Origin of the sequence: Xenorhabdus aichiensis, assembly GCF_028598775.1 — a bacterium.
Taxonomy (GTDB): Bacteria; Pseudomonadota; Gammaproteobacteria; order Enterobacterales; family Enterobacteriaceae; genus Xenorhabdus; species Xenorhabdus bovienii.
The window spans coordinates 1-17912 of sequence record NZ_JAQRFO010000031.1; the positions used below are offsets into that span (position 1 = coordinate 1).

The following is a 17912-nucleotide window of genomic DNA, read 5'->3' on the forward strand; positions in this document are numbered from 1 at the left end:
TTATTAGTTATTAGTTATTAGTTATTAGTTATTAGTTATTAGTTATTAGTTATTAGTTATTATTATATTCAGGCCAATGACTGGCCTGAAAACGTTAAGTTTAAGATCATACTTCAATACGCATTCCCGCATCTTTCCAGCCTGAGAACCCTTTTTTAAAGCGGCGGGCGCGAACGCCTTTAGCACGCAACAATTCGAGGGCATTGGCAGAGAGAACGCAATAAGGGCCTCGACAATAGGCGATAAGTTCCTGACTGGCAGAAAGTTCGTCCAGTCTGTTTCCCAATTCATCGACCGGAATATTGATGGCGTTCGGCAAATGGCCTTGTTCAAATTCCTCTTTTGGCCTGACATCAAGCAATGTCATGCTTTTTTCTTTGATCCGATCCAGCAGTTCTTCCCATGAAATGGATTCCTGGTTATTGGTATCATCGATCAGCCTGCGCATTTCTGTGCGGTTAAATTCAGCATATTGCAGGAGTGCAGAGATAATATCCGTTATCGGGCCTTCTCCCTGCCGATAAAGGACATGCTTGCCTTCTTTGCGGGACTGAAGCAGCCCCACGCGCTTGAGGTGCTGTAGATGCTGGGAAGTGTTGGCAATAGACAGGCCGGATAAATCCGACAGACGTTCGACGGATTGCTCGGTATTGGCCAAACATTCGAGCAGTGTCAAGCGGTGGGTATTCCCCAGTACTTTGGCAATTTCCGCGATCTCAACGAGAGTTTGTTTATCAAACATTGACATTTGGCTTCCAATATTATTACATTCAATAAATTCATTGAATGCAATAATATCAAAGTTTTTTGGGCGCTGCGAGTGTCAGATAAGTGATTCAACTGTGATGAATAACTAAATTCGGAGGATGGCAACAAATGAATGAAGGATTGGAGTTGATTGTTCGTTCTGTATTGATCGGGGCTGGTGCAACGGTTGTGATGGATCTTTGGGCGGTTTTCATAAAACGCAGCTTTGGAGTGCCATCACTGAATTATTCCATGGTTGGTCGCTGGATTGGGCATATTCCACAAGGGATATTTGTCCATAAAAGCATTGTACAGGCTGAACCCGTGAAAGGTGAAACTGGGATTGGCTGGTTCGCCCATTACCTGATTGGGATTATTTTCGCGGGACTTTTATTATTGATTTGGGGGCTGGATTGGGCGAAAAATCCTACTTTGATCCCTGCATTGATTGTTGGTGTCGTTACTGTCGTTGCGCCTTATTTTATTATGCAGCCCGGTATGGGAATGGGAATTGCAGCATCCAAAACCCCCACGCCTAATATCGCCAGATTAAGAAGCCTGATGGCGCACACGTCTTATGGTGTTGGTCTTTATTTAGCTGCGCTCTTCCTGACATTATTTTCTTAACGTCAATCTTAATAACCGTCGATAAATAACTTTATGTTTATCGACGGTATATATTAATCACTCCTCTTTATCACCTATTTATCTATCCCGTTAATATATTATTAATAATTATTTCATCATGTCTTTTTTTATTATTAATATGTGTCCAATACTTACATCAACATATAAAATGACGTGTCATAAAAATGATATATTAAAATTATCATTATATTCAATTAGTTGTGATTATTTTTTATGATAACCCTCATATAACATTAATTGTTAATTTGATATCGTTATTAGATATAATTTATGGTTATAAAAATGTTGCAATATTGTTGGGCGATCAATATCATCACATTAAATCTGGATATTTAATTATTAATCATTGAGGAGAAATAATAGAAATATGGGATTGTTTTTTTAATCTCGGAATTATTTATTTTTTAGTATTTAATATTAAATTAGTTTAATTGTGTTTCGGAATATTTATCGGAACTGTTTAATTTTGGTTTTAAAAAATTTATTACAAGTAACTAAAAATAATATCACATAGAGAAAACTCGATTTCTCTGCTACACGATAGAGGATAATGTATGCAACATTTTCTCAGGGCATTGCAAGAGTCTGGATTACAAGTTTCTCTTTCTTCTTCTGAATTAGCTGAACTAGAAAATAAAAATACAGAAGCGGGAATATCTCATCTCACACAGCAGATTCACGAAATGCTTTGCAGTGCATTGCCACTGAATATGACTATTCCCAAAACGTTATTTACAAAAGAGTCTACAACAGACGATTTTCCACTGACGGATATTCAATATGCTTACCTGATCGGCCGTAATCCTGGGTTGGAACTGGGCGGGCGGACGAGTTGTCTGTATACCGAATGGGATATCAAATCTTTAGATATCAAGGCACTGAATGACGCACTGAACAAGGTGGTTGAATATCATCCCATGCTGCGGACTGCGCTATCTTCAGATGGTCAGCAGCGGGTTTTGCCTGAATCATTGACCTATACCATTTCTATTCAGGATGGCAGAGCGTGGCCGGCATCAGAAAAAGATAAACAGCTGGCAGATATTCGTCAGAAAATGGAAACACAGTTATTACCAGTGGATAAAATCCCGTCATTTGATATACGCGCAACGATACTCAGTGATGAAATTATCCGTTTGCACCTTTATTTTGATTTGATGTTCATGGATCTTCATAGCGTCAGATTGGTATTGCGGGACTGGGGGCGGGTTTATCAAGGCTGCGAATTGCCTGAATTAGATGACGAAGCGAATTTTCAAAATTATATCAAGGCTGAACGTTATCTACAGGGACAACCACAAGGGCAATATGATAAAGCTTATTGGGAACAACAGTTCGATAACTTACCGCCATCCCCTGAATTGCCATTGAAAAACGCCCCTGAATTGATTTCTCCACCGATGTTCAAGCGTTACAGTCGAAAAATAGCCACAGAAACTTTATCCGCTCTTAAGAAAAAAGCAGAGCAGCAAAAACTGACGCTTGAAACGTTGTTGTTGGGAGCCTATGCAGAAGTTCTCCGTCAGTGGTCAAAACGTCAGACTTTTACGTTGACCATCACGCAACTCGGTCGTCGTCCCTATTTTGCAGAGGTTGAAAATATTGTCGGGAACTTCCTGCAACCTACATTACTGGCAATACAGGGGACAGAAGACGATAGTTTCAATGAGCGGTTAGTACAGCTTCAGACTGATTTGCTGATGAATCGTTGGCATTCTTCCTACAATGGCGTTCAGGTCTTGAGGGAGCTGACTCGTCGCAGTCATGGCAGCCGCGCTGTTTCTGCACCGGTGGTATTCAGCAATACTCTGACAGCCCATTTAGACGATGTTGTTACGGATATGGACTGGGCTGGCACGGTGCAGGTTTATAGCAGTAATCAAACCCCTCAGGTATGGCTGGAAAACCAAATCGTTCGCCTTGATGGCATCGTCCAGATTAACTGGAATACGGTTAATGAGCTGTTCCCCGATGGCATGGTTGAAGCCATGTTGGATAGTTATATGGCGCTCCTCATCGCCTGTGCCGAAGACGATTCTGTGTGGGGCAAAACCGGATCATTGGTGAAGCTTCCTGCGTCCGATATGGCAGAACGTGCCAAGGCTAATGCAACGGATATTGATCTTGCTCCCCAACTTTTGCATGAAATGATTTTGCAGGCCGCAGAGAAATTCCCCCATTCCATTGCCCTTGTGCAGGGCGAAAAGCACTTTACTTATGCCGAAATGGTCAAGGGTGCCAGTGAAGTTGCAAAATCTCTTCGTGCCTCAGTCCAGATTCATCCAAATGATATTGTGGCGGTTTCTCTGCCACAAGGCCCTGCATTGGTGCTTGGGGTATTGGGTATTCTCATGTCGGGAGCGGCCTATGTCGCTATTGATCCTCAGCTTCCCGCAGAACGTCGGATGAACTTGCTCAGGCGCTGCTCCGCCAAAGGTATCGTCACTGAGAGCAGCCTTTTTAACGAGGGTGAACTGGCTGATTTATTCCGGATCAATCTGGATGAGTGCCTTATGTCTGAGGTAATGGATACAGAACAGAAGGTCTCTGCTCATTTCTCTTCCGTGCAAGCGTTGGATGATTTGGCATATGTCATCTTTACCTCGGGTTCAACAGGGGAACCGAAAGGGGTCATGGCTTCCCATCGCAATGCGACGAACACGGTACTGGATATCAATCGCAAATTTCATGTGACAGAAAAGGACACGGTTTTATCCGTTGCACCTGCTGGATTTGACCTGTCCGTATATGATTATTTCGGCGTGCTGGGGGCAGGAGGAAAGGTTGTCTTTTCAACCTCTGAAACGGCTAATGATCCGAAAATCTGGTTTGAAACGCTGGTTAAGCATCAGATTACTATCTGGAACAGCGTGCCTGCTCCCGTCAAGGTTTTGGTAGACCGAAATGGTGCCGATCTGGCTCAGACACAATTAAGACTGATACTGATGAGCGGCGACTGGATCCCTATCGATTTGCCTGAGCGGATTCGGGAAAATCTGCCCAATACGGCGATCATCAGTCTTGGTGGCGCAACCGAAGGTTCTATTTGGTCGATATGTTATCCAATTGAAGATATTGATAAAAATTGGAAAAGTATTCCTTATGGCAAGCCATTGGCAAACCAGAGATTCCATGTCCTGAACAATTGGCTTTCACCTTGTCCCAACTGGGTGACCGGCGAACTCTATATTGGAGGAGAGGGCGTTACTCTGGGTTATCTGGGCGATCTCGAAAAAACGGCGCAGCGATTCATTACCCATCCTGTTACTGGCGAGCGGTTATACAAGACGGGAGATCTGGGACGCTATATGGCTAACGGCCTGATAGAAATTCTGGGTCGTGAAGATAATCAGGTGAAAATCAATGGATACCGCATTGAATTAGGTGAGATTGAAGCCTGTCTTCTGACCCACGAAAACGCCGGTCACGTCGTCATGGATGCCCCCGTCCATGCCAAAACAGGTCAGCGGCATATCGTGGCCTACGTGGTTCCCTCTGTTGCGGATACATCAGAAGATCCTGCCCATTTTCAGGAACAGTTGAGGGAAATTGCCCGCAGTACACTGCCGTCCTATATGGTGCCGAGTTATTACGTGTTGCTGGCTCATATGCCATTAACCAGCAACGGCAAAATTGACCGTAAGGCGCTACCACTTCCTTGGGCTGATAGCGAAGAACACACAGCAATCGCCGTCGATCCGGCCAATGAGATAGAAACGAAAATTTTACAACTCTGGCAGGCACAGCTCCAGCATGATGACTTCGATGTTACCGATGGTTTCTTCGATATTGGTGGCGACTCACTGCATGCCGTTGGTCTGCTCAGTGCTCTGCGACAGGAATTTCATATCACGCCCGCCGGAGAGCAGGACATTATCGAAGGGTTGTTCATGAATTCCAACATTCAGGCATTTTCTCGGATTATCGGGACGATTATGCAATCTCAAGCGGTGAGTGACCTATGACCAAGACATACGATTACATCGTGGTGGGTGGCGGTTCGGCGGGGTGTGTGGCTGCATCGCGCCTGTCTGAGAACGGTACGAAATCGGTGCTGTTGCTTGAAGCAGGTCACGCATCTGATGTTAATGACCCGGCCAGCCCCCTTCGGGATGCGTCAAGGCTGGTGCTGGAGGGATATAACTGGGATTACGAAGCGAATGTACGCAGTGAAGATCGGTTCGCCGATCTCATTTCGCCTTCTCATTACCTGCAAGATGAAAAAAAACAAGAGCGCAAACACCGGGGAAGAAAACCGTTCAATTATCGTGTGGGAAAGGTGCTTGGTGGTTCTTCTGCCGTTAATGGTGCCATTGCCTTTAGAGGATTTCCCAGCGATTTTGAACAATGGGTGAAAATGGGCTGTCCTCGCTGGTCTTGGGAACAAGTTCTGCCGTGGTTTAAACATCTGGAGAATGATGTCGATCGTACGGGTGATGATAACCACGGTTCACTGGGGCCAATGTGTTTGCGCAGACCGCAACATGAGGAAATCCATCCCCTTGACATGGCTTTTGCCCGTGCTTGTGAGCAGTCTGGTGTTCCCTATGCGGATGATCTTAATGCCGGAGAGGCTCCCGCTGTGGGGCCTGTACCTGCCAATGTCATCAATGGGGCAGAAAGAGTGGATGTTTATCGCTCATACCTTGAACCTGTTCTTCATAGAAAGAACCTGCACGTTATGACGGATGTGCTGGTGGCCCAGATCATTTTTAACGGAACGGCGGCGTCCGGTGTAAAAGTGATTCAGGCCGGGGAAGAACAGGTTTATCACGCAGAACACATCGTTCTCTGTGCAGGCGCAATTGGTTCGGCAACCCTGTTACAGCGTTCAGGTGTCGGCGATCCCGAACATCTGCGTGCTTTGGGCATTCCGGTGATTGCGGAATTGCCCGCCGTTGGCCGAAATTTGACTGACCACGCATCAGTCGTGCTCTGGTCATTACCGAAAACTGGCGTGTGTACAACGGGCTTGCCGTGGCGGCAAATTGCTGCCCGCATCAGTAGTGGTTATGACACAAAAGTCGATGTGCAAATCGGGCTATTGAACAATGTTGCCAGTGAGACGGTACCGGGATTCAAAGATCGTGTCGCTTATCCCATGCTGGTTGGGGCTTCCGTGATGCTGATGCGTCCACAGGCTCTGGGGCGTGTTTTTATCAGCACCGCCGATCCTACCGTGCTGCCCCAGATTGACCTGCCACTGACCCGCAATCCTGCGGATATCGCCCGTCTTGTCGGCGGTGTTCGTAAAATATGGGAAGTCCTGCGGCACCCGGAAGTCGATGCGTTTCTGGATGGCATCCAGTTTTGGTCTCATTCCATGATTTACAACGATGAAATCATGAACAGCGCGATTAAGAACCTGGTTAATCCGGGCTGGCATGCTTCAGGAACCCTCAGAATGGGAGCCGACTCTGATCCTGACAGCGCTACTCAAGAGGATGGACAAGTGTATGGCATCACGGGAGTGACCGTAGCCGATGCATCGCTGTTTCCCACCATTCCTTCGATGCCGACCAATCTGACGACCATTATGACGGCTGAGCGGATTGTCAGCTTTCTGATAGCGCGGAGGGAAAATGAACATTAATTGCAGACGGATTATTTATGCCTTTCCACATGCAGGGGCGACAACGGCTATTTATCGTCCTTGGCTGAATGATCTGGCGGCCACGAAAGCCGCGATCTTGCAGCCTGTGGCGATCCCCGGTCGGGGGCATCTAGCCAAAGAGCCTGAAATCCATGAGTTGGAGCCGTTGATTGATCGGTTGGCCTCAGATATTTGGGCGGATTTTCAGCAGAAGCAGGCGCAGGGGATCACGGAGTGGATCACATTCGGTCACAGTTTTGGTGGTGTACTCAGTGTTGCGGTAGGTCAGGTACTGCACGAGCGTTACGGACTTACCCCTCAGTTTGGTGTGGTGTCCTGCTCTGTGCCACCTCAACTTCAACCGTATGATGAACGGCATGAATGGACAGATGAACAATTGATTCAGAAAACCAGAGAAGATCAGGGAACGCCTGAGGCGATTTTGAACGAACCGGCGCTGATAAAACCCATCATCAGGCAATTACGCAATGATTACCTCATACGTAGCCAATTTCCTCAGCTTGGTAACATGCAGGTGGATTATCCACTGGTGCTGGTTTCAGCCAGCCAGGACATACATGTCGGTTTGGCAGATATGCAGGCTTGGAAAAATCACACTTCTCACAAGACTTCACTCATCCGTATTGAAGGGGATCACTTTGCCGTCTATCGGCACTGGGATGTCATTAAACAAATACTGTTGAGTGACAGTGGAACGCAACAATAAAGCTGACAACGAATTTGGAGTGAATATGCGTATTGAGATTGATAATTTTGACGATTACCGGAAATCCTGCCGTGAGTTTCTTGAACGTGAGATCGTTCCTGAGCATCAGGCCTGGGAAGATAATGGTCTGATGGAACGTTCTTTTTGGGAGAAGTTGGGTCAGTCTGGCTTGTTGGGCATCAGTGTCAGCCCCGAATACGGTGGTTTGGGAAAACATGATTACCGTTTTGCCGTGATTCTGACGGAAGAGCTTATCAGAGCTGGGGTTACCGTACCGGGGATCGTCGCCCATAACGATATTATTGCCAGTTACATTTTTGCCCTTGGCAGTGGAGAGCAGAAACAAAAGTGGCTGCCGGAATTATGCCTTGGGAAGCGAGTCGCAGCCATTGCCATGACTGAACCCAGCGGTGGCTCTAATACGGCAGATATCAAAACCGTGGCCAAGCGGCAGGGAGATCACTATCTGGTCAATGGCGGCAAAACCTATATCACCAATGGCATCAATGCTGATCTGATCGTGGTGGCGGTAAAAACAGAGCAGGGTCAGCAAGGTCAGGGGATCAGCCTGCTGGTGATAGAGCGGGATATGGCCGGGTTCTCCAGAGGAGAGCCCATGAAGAAAATTGGCTGGAATGGCAGCGACACGGCTGAACTGTTTTTCCATGATTGCAAAGTTCCCGTTACCAATCTGATTGGCCGTGAAAACCTCGGTAACTATTACTTCATGTCGGCAATGCCACGGGAACGGCTCAGTATCTCAGCGGTGGCGGTTGCCAGCGCAGAACATATTTTACAGAGCACGCTGGCTTACGTGAAAGAAAGAAAAGCGTTTGACCAGCCGATTGGCTCCTTTCAGTACAACCGTTTTATCCTTGCACAGTTGGATACCGAAGTAAAAATTGCCCGCGTCTATCTTGATAACGCCGTTGAGCAATTTAGCAAGGGTCTTTTCAGTTTGGTGGATGCTGCTCGCATCAAATGGTGGACAACGGAACTCCAGATGAAAGTCGCGGATCGCTGCCTGCAATTACATGGCGGGGCAGGTTATATGCGTGATTCTGTTGCGGGTAAAAACTGGCTTAATAGCCGCGCTCAAACTATTTATGGTGGAACTAGTGAAGTTTTGCAGGAAATGATCAGTAAATCGATGGGGCTTTAATAATCAATGGTTCATCATTCAAATAATGAGCACTTGGTTAATTAATATACGGATGCACGGGTAGATAAAAGATGTTCGTCTCCGCATTTATACCGCAATATTGTTGGAAGGATATATTGGATATGAGTGAGAAGAGCAACAAAAAGTGTGTATTTAAGAGGGTAACGGCGAGCGAATGGCGCTCCACTATCTTTCATTGGGCGAATACTGAACAGTGGAATATGGTCGAGAGTGATATTTCACGCTTCTTTAATGTCGATCCTCATGGTTTCTTTATTACTTACCGTAATGGGATGCCTATTTCATCCATGTCAATGGTGAATTATTCAGATACTTATACACACGGTGGGCATTATATCGTTCCCCCTGAATTCCGTAATCATGTCTGTGCAGGGAAAATATGGAAATCGGGTATTGCCTACGCAGAACACCGCACAATTAGCTGCGATGGGAACAGCCATCTCTCATCACTGTATGAAAAAAGGGGGTTTGTTCCTCACTACCGTACTTTCAGGATGTCCGGTGTCATTACTCAAAAGGTTATTCAACCCGCAGGGGTATTACCAATAACTAAGATAAATATCGATGGTGTCATTCATTACGACGCTGAATGCACCGGTGTTTATCGTAGGAGATTGCTTGCAGACTGGTTCTGGGGAGAAGGACGGTATGGCTTCTGTACCCGTTCAGATACCGGGGTCACTGGCATTATTGGGATACGCAAATCGACAGATGGATATCGGCTTGGGCCTTTCCATGCAGATAACGCCGATGTACTGGAAACACTTTTTAGGGCAGCGCTGGCGCAAGTACCGGCAGGTGGAGCCGTGACATTTGATGCACCTGAAACCGATAACAATCAATTTATCCCGCTGGCAAAAGAGTATGGGCTACGGGAATTGTTTTACACATTCAGAATGTACAAGGGCAAGGTCATACCAAAGGGGCGTTTAGAGAAATTAAGAGCCATTGGTTCTCTGGAGTTGGGTTAATTAGTACCAAAGAATCGTCATAGTCAGAATGACGACGTCATTCATGTATTCATATGAGAGGTATGTTATGGCAAATGAAAAGCCAACCTTATTCGAATGGATGGGGGGCAGAGAAAAACTCATGCACCTTATGGAAGTCTTTTACGCCAAGGTTGAAAAAGACGAACTGCTTGAACCCCTGTTTAAAAATATGAAAGCCGATCATCCCGGCCATGTTGGCATGTGGCTGGAAGAAGTGCTCGGTGGAGAAAGTCGCTATACCGATGAGCGTGGTGGTTTCAAAGTCATGCTGAGTCGGCACAGGGGCAGAAGCATCCAGCCTGAACAACGGACGAGATGGGTAGAATTATTGATGAAGTCTGCTGATGAAATCGGTCTTCCGTCAGATCCTGAGTTTCGTTCAGCCTTTGCGGCCTATATCGAATGGGGTTCACGCAGGGCAGAGGCCAATTCCCAGCCGGACGCCGCACCATCACGCCGCGAAACTGTACCAAAATGGGGCTGGGGGGAAGCACCTCCGGGAACGCCCTGATTTTTCCGAGAACTTAGTCATAGTGAGGTGAGACCATGCTGTTGGCTGTCAGTGACTTACATGTATCCCATGCAGCAAATCGGGCGATAGTCGATTCATTCAGACCATCGACACCGGACGATTGGCTCTTGTTGGTGGGTGATATTGCAGAACAGGAGTCAGACTTTACATGGGTCATAAGTACGCTTTCCCAACGGTTTGCACAGGTAATCTGGACGCCGGGAAATCATGAACTCTGGTGCAGTCCCAGAGATCCTGTGAAATTACCCGGTGTACTGCGTTATGAGCATCTGGTAAACATCTGCCGACAGCACAATGTGCTCACTCCAGAAGATGAATTCCATCGTTACCCTATGGGGGATGGCACATTTGTGACCATTGCCCCCATATTTACGCTATACGATTATTCATTCAGAAATGCGACCGATTATACGGCAGATCAGGCTATAGAACGCGCCCGTCGCTGCGGTATCATCAGTTCCGATGAGTTCTTCCTGAAAACCTATCCCCATAAAAATATTATCGAATGGTGTCGGGAACGTATCCAATATACCGAAAAACGCTTGAATTACATTCAGGATGGTGAAGGCATTGTGCTCATGAGTCACTTTCCGATTATCCGAAAACCGACCGAATCCTTGCGCAATACCGAATTTTCGATTTGGTGTGGCAGTGAAAAAACTCGCCAGTGGGCATCAAGAAAAGGGGTACGTATGGTGGTATATGGTCATTTGCACATTCCCAATATCGAATATATTCATGGTGTTGCCCATGTGGAAGTCTCTTTGGGATACCCACGGGAATGGCAGGAGCGTGGCAGACATTTCTGCCTGGTAGAGCTGGATGAGTGGCTGGAATATGCCAATGAATATCGCTAACAACCTATTCTGATCATCAAAAACATTCTGATAATAAAAAGGCCAATTTACCCATGAAATATGATGAAACTAATCAAAAAACAAAACCGAGGATTTTAATTGGAGCCACGGGATCAGTCGATATTGTCCTCCTTCCCAGATATCTTTCGGCTATTAAGGCGGCGATTGATTGTACATTGACGGTATTGATGACCAACAGCGCTATCCCTTTTTTGCCAGCGGAAACCGTTGCTCTTTATGCCGATCGGGTTATCAGCGGAGAAAAACCACAGGATTGGCCAACCGATAAACCTTCTCGCATTGTGGCTGATCATGATCTCATGGCGGTTCTGCCTGCAACGGCAAACACGATGGCGAGTGCTGCTCATGGTGCGACCCCTAATCGTTTGACGACGGTCATTCTGGCTTCCACGTTTCCGGTACTGTTCTTTCCCGTAATGGGTAGCGTTATGTGGGAAAAAAATGCAACACGTCGCAATATCAGGCAGTTGAATGATGATGGCTATCACGTTATTGAACCTGTTTGGCATGAAAACTTTGACGCATCACTGCAAAAGATGGTTGGGCATCCTTCCTTGCCGGATATTGAAACTGTGATTTCATTGCTGAAGCAATATTTGCCTGAATAATTCACTGAAATCGATGGGGTATATATGGGGAGTGCTCAGGTATTCTGACTGTATTTAACATATGGACTGCGTACTCTTCCTCTTTCCCATCTCTTGATTCCCCGCATTAAAGCAAGCATGAATCCCTATGTCATCAGAATAAAATCACTGACAAATTGCAGAATAAATATCTTAAAATATCGAATAAGTCTTATTTTTGTCTGAGTTAAAGTCTGGTAGGGTTATTGGTAGAAATCATGGAATCCCTATTTTATAACTATAAATCGGTAACTTATGTCGCAACATCATAATCGTGCGTTAAATAAACAAGACTACAAAACTCTGTCTTTGGCCGCTCTGGGTGGAGCCTTAGAGTTTTATGACTTCATTATATTTGTCTTTTTTGCCGTTGTGCTCGGCGAGCTATTTTTCCCTGCGGACATCCCTGTGTGGCTCCGGCAACTCCAAACCTTTGGCATTTTTGCGGCAGGTTATCTCGCCCGTCCTTTGGGGGGGATCATCATGGCGCATTTTGGTGATTTGATTGGGCGTAAAAAAATGTTTTCGCTCAGTATCTTGCTGATGGCCTTACCGACATTGATCATTGGGGGGTTGCCTACTTATGATACGATTGGCATTGCTGCCCCTGTTTTATTATTACTGATGCGCATTATGCAGGGAGCGGCAATCGGCGGAGAAGTGCCGGGTGCTTGGGTATTTGTGGCGGAGCATGTTCCTCATAAACGCATCGGTTTTGCTTGCGGGATCCTGACTGCCGGGCTGACCATTGGCATTTTGCTTGGCTCGCTGGTGGCCACGATCATTACCTCCATTTATACCAGGCAGGAAGTTTTGGATTGGGCATGGCGTCTGCCATTCTTTATTGGTGGGGCTTTTGGCTTGTGTGCTATGTATCTGCGTCGCTGGTTACAGGAAACGCCTGTCTTCAAGGAAATGCAGGAACGTAAGGCATTGGCGGAAGGGCTGCCACTGAAATCTGTGATCTTGAACCATAAACATGCCATCATCGTTTCCATGTTGCTGACATGGCTGCTCTCTGCGGGCATCGTTGTTGTCATTTTGATGGCACCGACCTATATGCAGACCGTTTTCCATCTGGAGCAGTCACTCACCCTGAAAGCCAACAGTCTGGCGATTATCATGCTGGCAATCGGCTGTATATTGGCCGGTCATTTATGCGATAAATGGGGCGCCAGTCTGGTTTTAGTGGCAGGCTGCGTTCTGCTCGCTGTAGCCTCATGGTTTTTCTACCATAATATCAGTGATGAACCGGGCAGATTATTCAGTGCTTATGCTGTGGCGGGGTTCTCCGTTGGTGTGCTTGGAGCCGTGCCTTTTGTCATGGTTCAGAGCTATCCGCCGGAAGTGCGGTTCAGTGGAATTTCATTCTCATACAATATGTCTTACGCCATTTTTGGTGGGCTGACCCCGATTTTCGTCACCCTGTTACAGGCCTATACCCAGTTTGCGCCCGCTTACTATGTTCTGGTTTTATCTGCGGTAGGCATACTCTTGGGGTTACATTTGCGCGTCAGAAAAAAGTGACGTAAAAAAACAGGATGAGCGTAATGGCTCATCCTGTTTAATCGGGCTTTGCTAGCGTTGCCTGCCTGATATTATCAGGCGTGCTTCACTTCGCCAATCGGCAGAACAGTACGGCCATATTGTTCATTCAGAACCTCAGCCATAGCCAGATAGAAAGCACTTGCCCCGCAGACAATACCTTCATAACCTGCGAAGGTCAGGAGGCTGGCATTGCCTGTGATGTTGCCAATTGCCAGCAGTGCGAACAACAGCGTCAGGCTGCCAAACACAAATTGCAGAACCCGGTTAGCTTTCAAAGTCCCAAAGAACATGAACAGAGTGAAAATACCCCATAACGCGAGGTAAACACCGAGGAATTCATGACTGGTGGCGTCTGCCAGACCCATTGCTGGCAGGAACAACAAACCGATCAGACTCAGCCAGAACATACCGTAAGAGGTAAATGCGGTTGCGGCAAAGGTATTCCCTTTTTTGTACTCAATAATGCCAGCCAGCACCTGAGCCAAACCACCATAAAAAATTCCCATGCTCAAAATGGCAGATGCCAATGGGAAAAAACCTGCATTGTGCAAATTCAACAAAATTGTTGTCATGCCAAAGCCCATCAAACCCAACGGGCCTGGATTCGCCAACTGATTAGAATGCATATTTCCTCTGGAAAAAACAAATAAAACAAGATATTAAAAAGGCTTTATGGCATCTGACAGCGCCAATAAACCATAAAGGGCGGCGCATAATAATGTGATGGCATAAACTAAACAATGGGCTGGAAAAGAATTTTTTTATTAAACTTAATTTTTTTCAACGCAACCCTTGATGATTGAATGAATGACCCCCATTTAAGTTTCAACCGCGGTTACTAGCGACATTTCGGCGTTTAGCCGAAAGTATAAAAATGAGGAATTTCAGGCAATCAGTGCCATTGAAAAACAAACATCCGTCCTCATATTGTTAAGTAACTTGACTTATATATGAATTCTTTGTGGAGGCGTTTAGATGGGTAAAATCATTGGTATCGACTTGGGAACTACCAACTCTTGTGTAGCAATTATGGACGGCACAACTGCTCGTGTGCTTGAAAACAGCGAAGGTGATCGCACCACACCTTCTATCATCGCGTATACTCAGGATGGTGAAACTCTGGTTGGTCAACCAGCTAAACGTCAGGCTGTAACTAACCCGCAAAACACATTGTTCGCCATCAAGCGTTTGATTGGCCGTCGTTTTCAGGACGAAGAAGTTCAGCGTGACGTTTCTATCATGCCATATAAAATCATTGGCGCAGACAATGGCGACGCTTGGCTGGAAGTTAAAGATCAGAAAATAGCCCCTCCTCAGATTTCTGCTGAAGTTCTGAAAAAAATGAAGAAAACAGCAGAAGACTATCTGGGTGAGCCAGTGACAGAAGCGGTTATTACCGTTCCTGCCTACTTCAACGATGCACAGCGTCAGGCGACCAAAGATGCTGGCCGTATTGCTGGTCTGGAAGTTAAGCGTATCATCAACGAACCAACGGCAGCAGCGCTGGCCTACGGTATGGACAAAGAAGTCGGTAACCGCACCATCGCAGTTTATGACTTGGGTGGCGGTACTTTTGATATCTCTATCATCGAAATCGACGAAGTTGACGGTGAAAAAACGTATGAAGTTTTGGCAACCAACGGTGATACCCACTTGGGTGGTGAAGACTTCGACAGCCGTTTGATCAACTATCTGGTTGATGAGTTCAAGAAAGAGCAAGGCTTCGATCTGCGTAACGATCCACTGGCAATGCAGCGTCTGAAAGAAGCCGCAGAAAAAGCGAAAATCGAGCTTTCTTCTGCACAGCAGACAGACGTGAACCTGCCATACATCACTGCGGATGCGACGGGTCCTAAGCACATGAACGTCAAAGTGACTCGTGCAAAACTGGAATCACTGGTTGAAGATTTGGTTAAGCGTTCCATGGAGCCGCTGAAAGTCGCCCTGAACGATGCTGGCCTGTCTGTATCTGACATCCAAGACGTGATTCTGGTTGGTGGTCAGACCCGTATGCCAATGGTGCAGAAAACGGTTGCAGACTTCTTCGGCAAAGAGCCGCGTAAAGACGTCAACCCAGACGAAGCCGTTGCAATGGGTGCGGCTGTTCAGGGCGGTGTACTGTCAGGTGAAGTGAAAGATGTTCTGCTGCTGGACGTAACGCCACTGTCTCTGGGCATCGAAACCATGGGCGGCGTGATGACTGCGCTGATCACGAAGAACACCACTATCCCAACTAAGCACAGCCAAGTGTTCTCTACTGCGGAAGACAATCAGTCTGCGGTAACGATCCATGTATTGCAGGGTGAGCGTAAGCGTTCCGGTGATAACAAATCTCTGGGTCAATTCAACTTGGATGGTATTCAGCCAGCACCTCGTGGTATGCCACAGGTCGAAGTGACCTTCGACATCGATGCTGACGGTATCCTGCATGTTTCTGCAAAAGACAAAAACTCTGGTCGTGAGCAAAAAATCACCATCAAGGCATCTTCTGGTCTGAACGAAGAAGAAATCCAGCAGATGGTACGTGATGCAGAAGCGAATGCAGAAGCTGACCGTAAGTTTGAAGAATTGGTGCAAATTCGTAACCAAGCGGATCAGCTGATTCACGGTACTCGCAAGCAAGTTGAAGAAGCAGGCGACAAACTGACTGCGGATGACAAAGCAGGGATCGAGAAAGCCGTTTCTGAGCTGGAAGTTGCTGTTAAAGGCGAAGACAAAGCTGAAACCGAAGCGAAGATTCAGGCACTGGTTGAAGCTTCTAAGAAACTTCTGGAAATCGCACAGCAACAGGCTCAGGAAGGTGCTGCTGACGCGGGCACCGCGAAAAAAGATGACGACGTTGTAGACGCTGAATTCGAAGAAGTTAAAGACAAAAAATAATAGCCCTTAGCGGGCAAAGTAACAGGGCGCCTGTTACTTGTTAACTGACACGGGCGTTGAGGTAACTCTACGCCCGTGTGTGCGTGTCAAGGGTAAACAAAACAATGGCAAAAAAAGATTATTACGAGGTTTTGGGCATTTCCAAAACCACAGAAGAGAAAGAGATAAAAAAGGCCTATAAGCGGCTGGCGATGAAATATCACCCTGATCGCAATCAGGGTGATAAAGAAGCAGAAAGTAAATTCAAAGAAATTAAAGAAGCGTATGAGATCCTGACGGATGCACAGAAGCGCGCTGCTTATGACCAATATGGTCATGCTGCCTTTGAACAAGGTGGTATGGGTGGTGGAGCTGGCGGTTTCGGTGGCGGGGCTGATTTTAGCGATGTCTTTGGTGACGTTTTCGGGGATATCTTCGGTGGTGGCCGTCGTCAGCAGCGTCCTAGCCGTGGTTCTGACCTGCGTTACAATATGGACTTGACACTGGAAGAAGCTGTCCGTGGTGTGACCAAAGAGATCCGCATTCCTACCCTGGAATCCTGTGATACCTGTCATGGCAGTGGTGCAAAAGCGGGTACCAGCCCAGAAACCTGCTCAACCTGTCACGGTGCTGGGCAAGTGCATATGCGCCAAGGGTTCTTTACGGTTCAGCAGCCGTGTCCTCAGTGTCATGGACGTGGAAAAGTCATCAAAACGCCTTGTGGCAAATGCCATGGGCATGGCCGTGTTGAGAAATACAAAACCCTGTCCGTTAAAATTCCAGCAGGCGTCGATACCGGTGATCGCATTCGCTTGGGGGGTGAAGGTGAAGCGGGTGAACACGGTGCACCAGCAGGTGATTTGTATGTTCAGGTTCAGGTCAAGGCACATCATATCTTCGAGCGTGATGGCAGCAACCTTTACTGCGAAGTACCGATTAACTTCGCAACTGCGGCACTGGGCGGCGAAATTGAAGTCCCAACCCTTGATGGCCGTGTCAGCCTGAAAATCCCTGCGGAAACTCAGACGGGTAAATTGTTCCGCATGAAAGGCAAGGGCGTGAAATCCGTTCGTGGCGGCGCTCAGGGCGATTTACTGTGCCGTGTCGTGGTAGAAACTCCGGTGAAGTTGAACGACGAACAGAAAGACTTACTGCGCAAGCTGGGTGAATCTTTGGGCGGCAAGAGTGGCGAAACCAATAGCCCACGCTCCAAGACTTTCATCGATGGGGTGAAGAAGTTTTTTGACGACTTGACCAAGTAATTCGGTATCGTTGTAAGATCGAGAATAATCGTTCCCTTGATTATCTTTTTGCTCTGATAATCAGGGGAATATATTCAGCAGTCGTTCTCATCTCAATCTTACCCCTTACTTTTGCCATAGAAGCAGGAAAAATTCTTTTTCACTTTAGATATTCCCCATCTACAAATTAATTTCAAAAATGCGCATACAGATAAGTCAGGAAAATGTAATCTAATCTATAGATAATTTTCTTTTTTTATATAATTACATATGAAAACTTCCGTAACGCACTATTTTATATACTTATTATTAGGAAAATAATAATAAGAAAGAAGTTT

The 17912-nt window shown here is 46.5% G+C and carries 14 protein-coding genes; 12 read left to right on the forward strand and 2 right to left on the reverse strand.

Translation table 11 applies throughout. The features are described 5' to 3' along the window. Positions 1–106 precede the first annotated feature (106 nt). Positions 107–748: an ArsR/SmtB family transcription factor gene (locus PSI22_RS13925; protein WP_273580266.1), complete on the reverse strand. Its 642-nt coding sequence runs from the start codon at positions 746–748 to the stop codon at positions 107–109. Between the two features lie 128 nt (positions 749–876). On the opposite strand from PSI22_RS13925, the gene PSI22_RS13930 reads away from it, so the two are divergent. The 10 genes from PSI22_RS13930 to PSI22_RS13975 all read left to right on the forward strand — a co-directional run bounded on the left by PSI22_RS13930 (position 877) and on the right by PSI22_RS13975 (position 13453). After that, a complete protein-coding gene (locus PSI22_RS13930) occupies positions 877–1374 on the forward strand; it encodes a DUF2938 domain-containing protein (RefSeq protein WP_273580267.1) in 498 nt (165 codons plus the stop codon). A 575-nt stretch (positions 1375–1949) separates the two neighbouring features. Further along, a complete protein-coding gene (locus PSI22_RS13935) occupies positions 1950–5360 on the forward strand; it encodes a non-ribosomal peptide synthetase (RefSeq protein ID WP_273580268.1) in 3411 nt (1136 codons plus the stop codon). After that, entirely contained in the window at positions 5357–6988 is a 1632-nt protein-coding gene (locus PSI22_RS13940) for a GMC family oxidoreductase (protein ID WP_273580269.1), read from the forward strand. Before PSI22_RS13935 ends, PSI22_RS13940 begins: the two co-directional genes overlap by 4 nt. Further along, entirely contained in the window at positions 6978–7715 is a 738-nt protein-coding gene (locus tag PSI22_RS13945) for a thioesterase II family protein (protein ID WP_273580270.1), read from the forward strand. Before PSI22_RS13940 ends, PSI22_RS13945 begins: the two co-directional genes overlap by 11 nt. A gap of 25 nt (positions 7716–7740) precedes the next feature. Further along, complete coding sequence (locus tag PSI22_RS13950) at positions 7741–8877, forward strand: acyl-CoA dehydrogenase family protein (protein WP_038205109.1); 1137 nt, start codon at positions 7741–7743, stop codon at positions 8875–8877. A 122-nt stretch (positions 8878–8999) separates the two neighbouring features. Beyond that, complete coding sequence (locus PSI22_RS13955) at positions 9000–9869, forward strand: GNAT family N-acetyltransferase (RefSeq protein ID WP_273580271.1); 870 nt, start codon at positions 9000–9002, stop codon at positions 9867–9869. Positions 9870–9936: 67 nt separating this feature from the next. Next, on the forward strand, positions 9937–10401 hold the full coding sequence (locus tag PSI22_RS13960; protein WP_012988245.1) for a group II truncated hemoglobin: 465 nt from the start codon (positions 9937–9939) through the stop codon (positions 10399–10401). 35 nt (positions 10402–10436) lie between these two features. Next, positions 10437–11279, forward strand: coding sequence for a metallophosphoesterase family protein (locus PSI22_RS13965; RefSeq protein ID WP_273580272.1), 843 nt, complete (start codon positions 10437–10439; stop codon positions 11277–11279). Positions 11280–11332: 53 nt separating this feature from the next. Further along, complete coding sequence (locus PSI22_RS13970) at positions 11333–11908, forward strand: flavoprotein (protein WP_273580273.1); 576 nt, start codon at positions 11333–11335, stop codon at positions 11906–11908. Between the two features lie 273 nt (positions 11909–12181). Further along, entirely contained in the window at positions 12182–13453 is a 1272-nt protein-coding gene (locus PSI22_RS13975; protein WP_273580274.1) for an MFS transporter, read from the forward strand. A 74-nt stretch (positions 13454–13527) separates the two neighbouring features. Here the strand turns inward: PSI22_RS13975 and satP are convergent, their stop codons facing one another. Next, positions 13528–14100: an acetate uptake transporter gene (gene satP / locus PSI22_RS13980; protein ID WP_038197950.1), complete on the reverse strand. Its 573-nt coding sequence runs from the start codon at positions 14098–14100 to the stop codon at positions 13528–13530. A gap of 349 nt (positions 14101–14449) precedes the next feature. Here satP and dnaK point away from each other — a divergent pair, with 349 nt between their 5' ends. Both dnaK and dnaJ read left to right on the forward strand, forming a co-directional pair. Continuing rightward, positions 14450–16354, forward strand: a complete 1905-nt coding sequence (dnaK, locus tag PSI22_RS13985; protein ID WP_273580275.1) for a molecular chaperone DnaK — start codon at positions 14450–14452, stop codon at positions 16352–16354. A 104-nt stretch (positions 16355–16458) separates the two neighbouring features. Continuing rightward, positions 16459–17595: a molecular chaperone DnaJ gene (dnaJ, locus tag PSI22_RS13990; RefSeq protein WP_273580276.1), complete on the forward strand. Its 1137-nt coding sequence runs from the start codon at positions 16459–16461 to the stop codon at positions 17593–17595. Positions 17596–17912: the final 317 nt, after the last annotated feature.